The organism is Clostridium sp. SHJSY1, assembly GCF_031626875.1.
Lineage (GTDB): Bacteria > Bacillota > Clostridia > Clostridiales > Clostridiaceae > Clostridium.
In genome coordinates this window covers 1-12,942 of sequence record NZ_JANDMF010000026.1, presented here as the reverse complement: position 1 = coordinate 12,942, position 12,942 = coordinate 1, and the positions used below count along the sequence as shown (strand labels likewise).

Here is a 12,942-nt window from a genome sequence, read left to right as displayed (position 1 = left end):
AAAAAGAGAAGGTAAAATAACCTTCTTTAAGTATAAAGTATTATATTTTATACCACTTTACACTATATTATTTATTTTGTTTAATTTTATTCCAATATTCTTTAGTTGCTCTCTCAAGTTTATTGGTTCCATATTCATAATAAGTTTTATTCTTAATATTATTAGGTAAATACTGCTGCTCTACATAATGATTTTCATAACTATGTGGATACTTATAAGTAACCCCTCTTCCTAATGATTTTGCTCCACTATAATGAGCATCTTTCAAATGAATTGGTATATCATCTATAGCCATTCTATCTAAATCAGCTAAAGCTGCATCTATTGCTACAATTGCAGAATTTGATTTTGGTGAAGTAGCAAGAAGTATTGTAGCTTCAGCTAGTGGTATTCTAGCTTCTGGGAAACCTAATTCTCTTGCTGAATCCATCAATGATTTTACTATAGAAGCTGCTTGAGGATATGCAAGGCCAATATCTTCTGCTGCTATCACTTGAAGTCTCCTACAAATTGATATAAGATCCCCAGCTTTAATAAGTCTTGCTAAATAGTGAACAGCTGCATCTGGATCACTTCCTCTTATAGATTTTTGTAATGCGCTTAAAATATCATAATGACTATCTCCATTAAGATCATATTGTACTACCTTTGTTTGAGTACTCTCCTTTGCCACTTCAAGACTTATATTGACTACTCCATTATTATCTGGATTAGTTGAATTCAGTGCAACTTCTAATCCATTTATAGCTTTTCTAACATCCCCATTAGATGCTGCTGCAAAATAATCTAGGGCTTCTTTGTCTACTTCTAAAGTTGTTTCTTTAAAACCTTCTTTTTGAATATCTATAGCTCTTACCAGGGCTTCTTTTACATCCTCTTCACTAAGTGGCTTAAATTCAAATATGGTAGATCTACTTAAAAGTGCTTTAAATACATAGTGATATGGATTTTCTGTAGTTGATGCTATTAGTGTTATTCTTCCATCTTCTATATATTCTAGTAAAGATTGTTGTTGCTTTTTATTAAAATTTTGTATTTCATCTAGATAAAGCAACACCCCATTCCTTCCCATGAAAGTATCTAATTCTTTACATATATCTTGTATGTCCTTAAGAGAAGCATTAGTAGCATTTAACTTATAAAACTGTTTATTTGCAGACTTTGCTATTATATTAGCTACAGTAGTCTTTCCTATTCCCGGAGGCCCATAAAATATCATATTACTTATAGCCTTGCTCTTTAGAATTCTATCTAATATCTTATTAGACCCTAATATATGCTTTTGCCCACAAACCTCTGAAAGCTTAGTTGGTCTTAATTTCTCTGCTAATGGCGTATACATTACCTTACCTCTTCTTTCTAAAATTATTAATTACTAAAATTCAAGCATATTCTTAAGAATATATATTCTCAAGAATATTTACATATATATTCCTCCCTTAAAGTTACTGAGAGTTGAAAATAATTGGCGAAATTCTTACAGAATTTCTGAACTCTAATTTCTATTTCAAAAAGGTTAATAAATTTTTTATTCTCAATTCAAATAATATAGTTTATTTTACCACAAAAAGAAACTATGGTAGATATTAAAAGTATCTACCATAGTGCTGACATGTTTTTTATCTATATAAATTAATGAAGTTAGCCAAATAATGTTCTATCACTTAAGTCATCTTTTACATTTACTTTTTCGAATAACCCAAAAAGCTTATCTGTTGTTAATTCTTCTTTATCTTTACCTTGAACATCTATAACTATTTGTCCTCTATGCATCATAAATAATCTATTTCCTGATTCCATAGCATGTTTAAGATTGTGTGTAACCATTAAAGTAGTAATGCCTCTTTCTTTAACAATCTTATTTGTAATATCCATTATCTTCTCAGAAGTCTTAGGATCAAGAGCTGCAGTATGTTCATCTAATAGCAACAACTTTGGATTAGACATAACTGCCATCAAAAGAGTCAACGCTTGTCTTTGCCCTCCTGATAAAAGTTCTACCTTATTATATAATTTATCTTCAAGACCTAAATCTACTTCCTTTAATAATTCCTTATAATAATCTACTCTTTTTTTATTTATACCAAGGGTTAAGCCAAATCTCTTTCCTTTATTATCTGCTAGTGATAGATTTTCAAGTATAGTCATCTTAGGCGAAACTCCTACTGATGGATTTTGAAACACCCTTCCTATATCCTTTGCTCTTAGATACTCAGGCTTTTTTGAAACATCATTTCCATCAATTAATATATCTCCACTATCTCCCTCAATAGTTCCAGAAATCATATTTAAAAGAGTGGACTTTCCAGCTCCATTAGAACCTATAATAGCTACAAAATCTCCTTTATTAACAGATAAGGAAAGACCATCAAAAACTTTATTTTCATTTATTGTATTTGGATTAAATACTTTGGATAGTTGATTTACTTTTAGCATTATCTACTTCACCACCCTTTGCTTTAGATTTTCCTTTAGCTTTGAAAAGATTTGATTCACTAGTTAATGCAATTACAATAACAATTGCTGTTAGTAAATTTAATAGGTTTGGATTTAGTCCAACCTTTAATGCTAAAGAAATAGCTGTATAATATATAACTGTTCCAATTATAGCTTGTGAAGTTGACTTTATAAAAGAAATTCTTCCAAGTAGTGATGTCCCAATAATTACACATGCAAGTCCTTTTACTACAACACCTGTACCCATACCAACATCAGCATATCCTTGATATTGACATGTAAGTGCTCCAGCTAAAGAAACTAATGCATTGCTCACCACAAGTCCTAATATTTTTATATTTCCCTTATTTACTCCTAAAGTTGTTACTACTTGCTCATTATCACCTACTGCAAATAGCAAAAATCCTAATTTTGTTTTCATAAATAAATCTTGTAATATCTTAAATACTATTAAAATCCCTAAAGCTATTACCAATGGTGATACATTACTTTTAAATAAATGACTTGTACTTAATAATGGTATATTGGATTTTCCCATAATAGTTAAATTTATCGAGTACAATCCCATCATAACCAGTATTCCAGACATTAGGTTAGTAATCTTTAGCTTTACATGCAAAAATGCTGTTATAAATCCTGCAACTCCTCCTCCAAGCATTGAAGCCAAAGTAGCTATCCATGGATTAACACCATTTACTAGCAAAATAGCAGCTATACTAGCTCCTAAAGGATAACTTCCTTCTACTGAAAGATCAGGAAAATCCAATATCTTATAAGTAATATATACCCCCATAGCTACTAAAGCAAATAAAGAAGCTTGTTCTAATATATTTATTGCTAAATCCACTAGTTAACCCCTCCAGTTACCTTTTTAGCTGATTTATCCATATCATCTGGTATTTTTATATTTAATTTCTTTGCAACATCTGTATTTATTGTTAATGCAAGTTCTTTCATAGGTTCAATCTCTATTTCCTTAGGATTCTTTCCATCTAATATTTCTGCTGCTTTATATCCTGACATTTTACCAAGTTCATAGTAATCTATTCCCTTAGATACTAGGCCACCATGCTGAACTATTGCTGGTTCTGCACCTATACAAGGTATATTGTTTTTCATACAAATATCTCCTACTAATGGATAAGAAGCTGCAACATTATTATCTGTTGGTGCATATAAAGAATCTATTGAACTTACTGCATTAGATAAATTTTGATTTATTTCATTAATATTAGCAACACCGATTTCTTTGATTTCTAATCCATACTTTGGTGCTAATTCTTTTAATTCTTTAACTTGATTTACTGAATTTATTTCTGAAGTGGTATATATAACTCCCATATTTTTAGCTGATGGAACTAATTCTTTAAACAATTTTAACTGTTCATCTATATCAACCTTATCAGATGTTCCTGTTGTATTATATCCTGAACTTTTCAAATCTTTTGCAAGCCCTGCATCTACAGGATCTGTTACTGCTGAAAATACTATTGGAATATTTTTTGTTGCATTCATAGCTGCTTGTGCTGATGGTGTTGCTATAGCAAATATTAAATCTTTTTTACTACTTGCAAACTGACCTGCTAATTGTTGTGCAACATCTATTTTACCTTGAGCATTTTGTTGCTCTATCTCTATATTTTTCCCATCTTCATAGCCTTTTTCTTTAAGCCCATCTACAAATCCTCTGTTAGCTTCATCAAGTGCATTGTGCTGAATAAGCTGAAGTACTCCTATCTTCTTCACACCATCCTTTTTTGATGTTCCACATCCTGCTAAAGCCGTTAAAGCTAGAACACCACAAAGCATCATAGCTATCTTCTTTTTTCCTACCATTCTTACCATCCTCCAAATATTAATATCTTTCTCCTACTGTACTTCTTTTCTCAAAACCCATTAATTAACACAATGATTTTAAAATCAGCCTTTTTATATCAAAGTATCAAAGTTTCAAGAATATTGTTAAAACATTAAAAATAATTTACTATATATTATCATAATTTATCACTGATGTAAATGTTCTATTAACAATTCTTATTTTTCATAAAAAAATATGTTGTATTTTAAATAATAATTAATTCAATGAATAAAAAAATAATGGATATCTTATAACTTCATAAGATATCCATTATTTTTTAACCAAAGATGTTCTTCTTCATAGTGAGGCATTATTTTTTTTACTAAAGACCAATATTCCTTAGAATGATTTTTATGTACCATATGACACATTTCATGAACAACTACATATTCCAAAGCTGACTCTCTTCCCATAATAAGTTTCCAATTAAAGAATATCCTATTATCATAAGTGCAACTTCCCCATCTTGCTTTTTGTTCTTTAACCTTAATTTCTTTTGGAGATTTCTCAAAATACTGTTGATATATTTCTATTTTCTTTAAAATAATTTCTTTGCAATCTTCTCTGAATTTCTTTTCTAAAACCTTTTCTGCTCTTTCACTTTCACAAGCATTAACATAAAAGATTTTTTCATTAAAGTCAACAGATTCTTTCTTTATATTTGGTTGAAGCATAACTTTAACTTTATATATTTGTCCTAAGTACATTATCTCATCTGAATTCAACTTTTTTCTGCTATTTACTAAAATCAATTTGGATTTAATCCATTCATTTTTTCTTTGAACTAACTCCTCTATTTGTTTATCACTTGTGCCTATTGGAACCTTAATTGTTATCTCTCCATTTTCATCTATAGAGATTAAACTTGATTTTCTTTTTGTACGATAGACTTTATATATTATATTACTCATTAAATCACCTATAAAATTATAACATATAAAAGCCATCTCTTTCGAGACGGCTTTTATATATATACTGCAAACGATAAAAAATATTACTTGCTCCATATAGGTGGGAAACTAAACGTAAGTCATGGGCTAAACTTACTTGAAGCAAGAGGTAGTACCCATGCTTTTATTATATCTTTTTGATACAAAATTAATAGATATCTTTAGTCCCTTTATTTTTAGGACTATAGTCCCCTTTTTTTATTGTGGCAATGGAAAAGAAGCCACCTCTTTTGAGATGACTTCCTTCATATATACTGCAATGGCAAAAAACATTACTTGCTTCATTTAGGTGGGAAACTAAACATAAGCTATGTGGTAAACTTACTAGAAGCAAGAGGATTATAACCATGATTTAATTATAACTTTTTTAACTAAAAATAATAGATATCTTTAGTCCTTTTATTATTAGGACTGCTGTCCTTTTTTTAGAGAGATTAAACATACTAAACATATCGATTTATGTTATAATAGAATAAACATATTATTAGGGAGGTAGTATTTTGAGAAATTTAAAGCAGAATTTATTAAATGAAATAGAAGATTTCAGAGAATTAGGTCATAAATTTTTAAAGGAAGAAGTTTCTGTAGCAGACTTCAAAAAAACATCTGGTGGAATGGGAGTATATTCTGAACGTAGTAAAAAAGAATTCATGATAAGACTTAGAATTCCTTCAGGTATATCAAGCATATCTCAAATGAATTGGTTATGTGATACAGCTGAAAAATATAAATTAGATAAAATACATTTAACAACAAGAGAAGCAGTTCAATTCCATACTTTATCCATAGATGACATTTGCTCATTAATGAAAGATGGAATCGAAAATGATATATATTCTAGAGGTGGTGGCGGAAACTATCCTAGAAATGTTTCTTTATCTCCTCTTTCTGGAGTTGATAGATCTGAGGCTTTTGATGTGACTGAATATGCACTAGCAGTAAATAAGCATTTCTTAAGCAAAATGACATCATATAAATTACCTAGAAAACTAAAGGTATCTTTCTCAAGTAGTGATTCAGACAATGGTCATGCTACTATTGCTGACTTAGGCTTCTTAGCTACTATTAAGAATAACAAAGAATACTTTAAAGTTTACTTAGCTGGTGGTCTTGGTAGAAACCCTAAAGTTGCTGTAGAATATGATGAACTAATAGAGCCAAGTAAGGTTTTATACCATGTAGAAGCTATTACAAATCTATTTATAGCTGAAGGTGATTATGAAAATAGAAACAAAGCTAGAATAAGATATATAATAGAAAGAATGGGTAAAGAAACATTTATTGAAACATATAAAAAGCATTTAGAAGAAGTTATAAATAAAGAAAATTTAGATTTAGTAGTTACTCCTAAAGAGCACACTAAAGAAGGTAAAGAAATAAACTTAAAACACTCAAGACTATATGAGCAAAAACAAGCTGGTTTATATAGTGTGTACTTACACCCAACTGGTGGACAAGTGTACATTAAAGATTTGAGAAAAATTTTAGATATTTTAAAATCGGTTGAGGATTTAGAAATAAGACTTACTATGACAGAAGGTCTTTATTTTAGAAACTTAAATGGTAATGAAGCTAAAACCTTACTTGATATTACACAAGGACTTGGTGGAGAAACTGCTTTAGAACAAAGTGTATCTTGTATCGGAGTTCCAATATGCCAAGTAGGAATTCTAGAAAGTCAAAAAACTTTAAATGAAATAATCAATTATTTCAAAGAAAAAGGCTTTACTAAGGATATATTGCCAAAAGTTCATATATCAGGTTGTGGTAATTCATGTGGAGTTCATGAAGTAGGTAGTATTGGGTTCACTGGAAAGCGTAAAAGAATAAATGATGTTGTAGAAGATGCATTTGAACTTCATATTAATGGTTCATATGAAAATAATAATGCAAGACTCGGAAAAGTTTATGGTGATTTATTAGCACGTGAAATTCCTAAATTTTTATATGAGTTAGCATTGTTTTTAGACAACAAAGATATTGCTTTTTATGATTTTATAACATCACATGAAGATGAATTTTCTGAACTAGTGACTAAATATGCAAAATAATATAATTTTATAAATGACCATCCCTATAGAGTAAGCATATAAACTATGCTATTCTATAGGTTCTTTTTTAACTTACACTATAGACATAATAACAGGTATAGTGATTATAGAAAAAACTGTGGTTAAAAAAGCACATTTTGAAGCAGTTAAATTATCACCATTATATTTTTCTGAAAAAACACCTATTAGACTTGCTGTTGGCATTGCAACCATAATCACACATATATATAGAAGTGTTTCATCAACATTCAAAACTTTAAGTATTATACAAACTATAATTGGTGCTACTATTAATTTTATAAAATTTAGATAATAGATATCTAAGCCCTTAAACACATCTTTCAATTTGACATCAGCAAGCATTGACCCTACTATAAACATAGAAATTGGTGTTGTCATATTACCTATGCTTCCTATTGTACTAAGTAAAGCTCCTGGCAGTTTTATTGAAAAAATAAATATTATTACACCCAAAAGAGTACATAAAAGTGGCGGATTAATTAGATTTTTCTTTATACTCTTAATATCACTTTCACCAGTAAATAGAACTACTCCATATGACCACATAAAAATATTAAATGGGATTGTAAAAATAGAAGTATAGAAAACTCCAACATTTCCAAATATTCCTTGAACTATAGGATATCCTACAAATCCACAATTAGAGAAAATAGTTGCAAATTTAAATGCATTTTTCTTAGAATTCTCAAATCTAAAATACGCTAATTTACTTAAAATTATTAACAAAATATGTATTCCAACTGAATAGAAAAATATCATTATAGCTTTTTTAAACATTTCCATGGAAAATTCAAAATTAAAAGAGTAAATTATCATAAAAGGTAATGTCAAATTCATTAAAATATTAGAAAAAGCCTTATTAACCTCATTTGTAATTACTTTCTTCTTTCTCAAAAAAACTCCTATAATCATCATAAGTGTAATTATTATAACCTGATTTAAAACTGTAATATTCAAAATATTACCCTCCCTTATTTATTTTTTTACTATATAATTTGCAGTATGATATAATATACCCATAAGTATACTATAGTACATATAGTACATTTTGTCCAATATATTGAACATAAGGAAAGGAGAATTTTTTTGGAAGATTTAAATCCATTGATTGCAACTAATCTAAAAAGAATTCGTGAAGAAAAAAAATTGAGCCTTGATAAATTATCTGAATTAACCGATATAAGCAAAAGTATGCTTGCACAAATTGAAAGAGGAAAATCAAATCCAACAATTACTACACTAAGTAAACTTGCTTATGGCTTAAAAATTCAAATAACTACACTTATAACTACACCAAAAGCTAATACAATTGTCATGAATAAAAGTGACATTAATCCATTAAGAGAGGATAATGGGAGATATAGACTTTATCCATTTTTCCCATATGAAGATGGACGATGTTTTGAACTTTATACATTAGAAATAGAAAAAGGTGGTCATTTAAGCAGTGCTGCACATATTGAAGGTACTCAAGAATTTTTAACTGTATTCCAAGGTGAGATCACCATAGAAGTAGATAATGAAAAATACATAATAGATACTGATAATTCTATTAGATTTAGAGCTGATAAGCCTCATATTTACTACAATTCTGGAGATACTCTCATCAAAGCAAATCTAATAGTTTATAGACATCCTTAGATTTTTTATAAAAATATTAAGAGCACATAATTGTTCAGATTATGTGCTCTTAATATTTTATTTATTCTTTGATTTCCCAAGGACTATTTCCTGTATTCATAAATGATTCAAGAGATTTCAATGCATTTTCTACCATATCACTCACAGCCTGATCTGTATAAAATGCTGCATGTGGAGTAATAATTACATTTGGAAATGCCCTTAGTATTGAGATATTGTGATTGTTTAAAATATTGAAACGATGGTCTGTATGAAAAACGCTTAATTCACCTTCTATAACATCTAACCCTGCAGATCCAATCTTACCTGATTCAATTCCTTCAATTAAAGCCTCTGTATCAATTAGTGGACCTCTTCCACAATTAACTATACAAACACCATCCTTCATTTTTTGTATACTTTCTCTATTAATCATATGAAAATTACTTTCAAATAATGGTGCATGTAATGTAATTACATCACTTTTCTCAAAAAGTTTATCTAAAGAAACATATTCTAATACATCTCTAAGTTCATCATTTTCGTAAACATCATAAGCTATTATTTTGCAATTAAATCCCGAAAGATTTCTTGCAACTGTAGCCCCTATTTTACCTGTCCCAATAATACCAATAGTCAAGTTTCTCATTTCTTTTCCTTGAATACCTGCTAAAGTATAATCTTGCACATCATTACGTTCCATAATTTGTTTTACTTTTCTTACACACATTAAGATTAGCATAGTTGTAAAATCTGCTACACTATTTGATGAGTAACTTACATTTGAAAAACGAATTCCATATTCTTTTGCAGCTTCAGCATCAATATTATTATATCCTGCACTCCTTACTGCCAAAAATTTAATACCATTTTCACTTAGAACTTTAAGTGATGCACTGTCAACAATATTGCTTCCTGGTACAGTAACTGCCTCAGCACCTTTAGCTTTTATAGCTGTCTCAATATTTAATTCTTCATCTATGTATTGGATATCTAAATTATAAACTTCCTTATATTTTTTTATAAATCCTTTTTCATCTTCTCTTGCATTATATATAATAATTTTACCCATTTTTGATTTCTCCCCTTTCATCTTTTTTTATTATATGTACTTTGTTAAAAAATTCACTTTTTAAGCCATAATAACCCGTCTAATAATATTAAATAAAATATGGTATTAATAAGCTTATTACAACTACAATTATCGCTCCACCTATACGGTTAGCTATTATAGAAAATGGCATCATTTCCATACGTTCTGCTGTAGATAATGTTGCAACAGCTCCACTACCACCTACTGTTCCCATATTTGCACCAATTACAATCATTGCATCTATTGGATATAATTTAAATAATCTTCCTACGATTAAAGATCCTAACATTGCACCAATTACTCCAAAAAGTATAATAATAAAATTACTAATTGTGAAGTAAGAAGCAAGCTGTCCTAAATCTAAAGATGATATACCTACTCCAGTAATAAGAAATGGTAGAAAAACTTTAATTACAAAACCTTGCCAATATCCGCTAGCAAGACATATATCCTCACTTAAGAAACCAGTAGCTTTAACAATAATAACTAAAACAGCTGCCCAAGCAATGAAATTAAGTTGAGGTACAAGTGCTTGCATTATATTTCCAAAAATCAAAAATACAACTGAAATAATTAATCCTGTTCCCAATTTAGTTATATCCTTTTCCATATCATGAGATATTTTTTCTTTTGTTTCAATTACATTTTCTTGTCCTTTAATTAAGGTTCCATTACCAGTTAAACTAGGATATTTCTTACCTAACTTGTTCAATAATCCTGATAAGATAACACAAATTAAATTAGAAATATTCATAAACACTATTAACTTTCCTGAATATACTCCAGCTGGTTGATTAAAGATTTCACTATATATTGTTGGAATAACAACTAATGCCCCTGATGACCCACCAGTATAGTTTGGTAATCCAGTCATAAAGATTCCATCTAAAAGAGATTTTCCAGTAATTACCGTTCCTAAATAAATGAATCCAAATGCAAATATTAATGATCCAATAATGATTGGTAATAATCTCAATGTTACGGAAATTAGCATCTTACGATCCATACTTAATATGGAACCTACTACAATTGCAGCAATAAATATATTTACTGAACCTGAAGACATTAACCCTGAAATACTTGTTACTACATATTTAGGTATTAAATTATAATACACTAATGCAGAACCAGCAAAAAGTGGTAATAGTACAGCTCCCCCCATAAAACTTCCGAATATAGGGATAATTCCACCAATGTATGAAAATAACCAACCAGTTGTTAATAAAAATGCAGTTGCTCCAACAATATCTTTGTTCAAAGTTCCTGTATAAGTTGCTATTAAAATTATGGCAGCAAATGGAATATAATACTTAAGTGGTAAGTTACCTATTCTTATTTCTTTTTTCATAATGTCCACCTCATATGATAATTTATTTTAGTTCATCAATATGTTTTTTTACTAATTAACTTATTGATGAACTTTTTCTATTTGTTTCTAGGATCTGTTATTACACCTGTTAATGCAGACACTGCTGCAACTGCTGGTGAACCAAGATATATTAACGATTTCTTTGTCCCCATTCTTCCAATGAAGTTTCTATTTGCAGTACTTAGAATTACTTCATCATCAGTAAGTAATCCATAAGGCATTCCACAACATAAACCACAAGCTGGATGTGAAATTACACCACCTGCTTCAATGAATGTTCTTATATATCCAAGCTTAATTGCTTCTTTAAATACTCTATTAGTTGCTGGAACTACAATAAATTTAACATATGGAGCAACTTTTTTCCCTTTTAAGATTTCAGCTGCTATAGCTAAATCTTCTAAATCTCCATTTGTACATGAACCAAGATATACTTCATTAACTTTTGTTCCTTTTACTTCTTCAATTGAATGTACATTATCTACTCCTTGAGGACATGATAAATGTGGCTCTAATTCACTTAAATCATAAATTAATACCTTCTCATATTTTGCGTCTTCATCAGGTGTAATCCAATCAATTTCATTTAAATCCATATCGTAATATTCTGCAGTTTTTTCATCAGCAATAAATAAAGCACATTTTGCTCCTGCTTCTAATCCCATATTTGCTACAGTAAATCTTGCAGCCATGCTTAATTCTTTAATAGCAGGGCCTGTAAATTCTAATGATTTATATTGAGCTCCATCTGAACGTATATCTCCAAGAATTTTTTCTATTATATCTTTTGAATATACTCCTTTAGGCAATTTTCCTTTTAGAACAATTTTAATAGCTTCTGGTACCTTAAACCATAGTTCTCCAGTTGTAAGTGCAGCTGCCATTTCAGTTGTACCTATTCCTGTACAGAAACATCCTGCCCCTCCATAAGTTGTTGTATGACTATCTGTTGCTGTTACTACAGTTCCTGGTTTTGCATAACGTTGCTCATGCATTATTGTATGGCATATACCTTCACCAATATGTAATTTTGATATTCCATATTTTTCACTAAGATTTAAGCCAGCATAATAATGATGAGAATCATTTCCTGGTACAGCTGTTGGCATGCAATGATCAAAAATAATAGTTACTTTATCTGGATTATCTATTTTCTCTGTTTCCATTTCAATTAATGCATCCCAAAGATAACAAGTGTAAATATCATGTACCATAAACATATCTGGCTTTGTAATTACAATATCACCAACTTCAACATGCTTTACTCCTGAATTTTTCATAAGAATTTTTTCAACCATAGTATATCCCATTTTTATTTCACCTCCTGGCTTTTTAGCATGATATTTCTTTTTTTAGTACTTTCAGCGAGTCCACCATCTTCAACTATTTTGAATAGATTCTCTGGTATCTTTTTTATTGGAAATTCTTTCCTATTTATTCTTACACACTATAATAGTGCAAAAATGCTTGAATAATTTTACAGCTGAATAAAATAAAAAAACATTTATGATAAATCCTTGTTA

At 29.4% G+C, this 12,942-nt stretch carries 11 protein-coding genes; 2 read left to right on the top strand and 9 right to left on the bottom strand.

What is annotated here, in order from left to right; all coding sequences use genetic code 11:
- Positions 1-67 precede the first annotated feature (67 nt).
- The 5 genes from NNC19_RS12435 to NNC19_RS12415 all read right to left on the bottom strand — a co-directional run bounded on the left by NNC19_RS12435 (position 68) and on the right by NNC19_RS12415 (position 5,226).
- Positions 68-1,342: a replication-associated recombination protein A gene (locus tag NNC19_RS12435; protein ID WP_310938984.1), complete on the bottom strand. Its 1,275-nt coding sequence runs from the start codon at positions 1,340-1,342 to the stop codon at positions 68-70.
- Between the two features lie 299 nt (positions 1,343-1,641).
- Positions 1,642-2,436 (bottom strand): ATP-binding cassette domain-containing protein, encoded by a 795-nt coding sequence (locus NNC19_RS12430; RefSeq protein WP_310938983.1) that lies wholly within the window; start codon positions 2,434-2,436, stop codon positions 1,642-1,644.
- Positions 2,402-3,304, bottom strand: a complete 903-nt coding sequence (locus NNC19_RS12425) for an ABC transporter permease subunit (protein ID WP_310938982.1) — start codon at positions 3,302-3,304, stop codon at positions 2,402-2,404. Before NNC19_RS12425 ends, NNC19_RS12430 begins: the two co-directional genes overlap by 35 nt.
- Positions 3,304-4,293, bottom strand: coding sequence for an ABC transporter substrate-binding protein (locus NNC19_RS12420; protein ID WP_310938981.1), 990 nt, complete (start codon positions 4,291-4,293; stop codon positions 3,304-3,306). The genes NNC19_RS12425 and NNC19_RS12420 overlap by 1 nt, the downstream gene beginning before the upstream one ends.
- A 270-nt stretch (positions 4,294-4,563) precedes the next feature.
- Complete coding sequence (locus NNC19_RS12415) at positions 4,564-5,226, bottom strand: SprT family zinc-dependent metalloprotease (RefSeq protein ID WP_310938980.1); 663 nt, start codon at positions 5,224-5,226, stop codon at positions 4,564-4,566.
- A 539-nt stretch (positions 5,227-5,765) separates the two neighbouring features.
- Between NNC19_RS12415 and NNC19_RS12410 the strand changes: the two genes are divergently transcribed.
- The gene (locus NNC19_RS12410) at positions 5,766-7,316 is read left to right on the top strand and encodes a nitrite/sulfite reductase (RefSeq protein ID WP_310938979.1); all 1,551 of its coding nucleotides are present in this window, start codon (positions 5,766-5,768) and stop codon (positions 7,314-7,316) included.
- A gap of 72 nt (positions 7,317-7,388) precedes the next feature.
- On the opposite strand, the gene NNC19_RS12405 is transcribed toward NNC19_RS12410, so the two are convergent.
- The gene (locus NNC19_RS12405) at positions 7,389-8,294 is read right to left on the bottom strand and encodes an AEC family transporter (protein WP_310938978.1); all 906 of its coding nucleotides are present in this window, start codon (positions 8,292-8,294) and stop codon (positions 7,389-7,391) included.
- A 129-nt stretch (positions 8,295-8,423) separates the two neighbouring features.
- On the opposite strand from NNC19_RS12405, the gene NNC19_RS12400 reads away from it, so the two are divergent.
- Positions 8,424-8,978, top strand: a complete 555-nt coding sequence (locus NNC19_RS12400) for an XRE family transcriptional regulator (protein WP_310938977.1) — start codon at positions 8,424-8,426, stop codon at positions 8,976-8,978.
- Positions 8,979-9,039: 61 nt separating this feature from the next.
- Here the strand turns inward: NNC19_RS12400 and NNC19_RS12395 are convergent, their stop codons facing one another.
- The 3 genes from NNC19_RS12395 to NNC19_RS12385 all read right to left on the bottom strand — a co-directional run bounded on the left by NNC19_RS12395 (position 9,040) and on the right by NNC19_RS12385 (position 12,729).
- Entirely contained in the window at positions 9,040-10,029 is a 990-nt protein-coding gene (locus NNC19_RS12395; protein WP_310938976.1) for an NAD(P)-dependent oxidoreductase, read from the bottom strand.
- Positions 10,030-10,117: 88 nt separating this feature from the next.
- Positions 10,118-11,398 carry a 2-hydroxycarboxylate transporter family protein gene (locus NNC19_RS12390; RefSeq protein WP_310938975.1) on the bottom strand — a complete coding sequence of 427 codons (1,281 nt, stop codon included), beginning with the start codon at positions 11,396-11,398 and terminating at the stop codon, positions 10,118-10,120.
- 77 nt (positions 11,399-11,475) lie between these two features.
- The gene (locus NNC19_RS12385) at positions 11,476-12,729 is read right to left on the bottom strand and encodes an aconitase/3-isopropylmalate dehydratase large subunit family protein (RefSeq protein WP_310938974.1); all 1,254 of its coding nucleotides are present in this window, start codon (positions 12,727-12,729) and stop codon (positions 11,476-11,478) included.
- Positions 12,730-12,942: the final 213 nt, after the last annotated feature.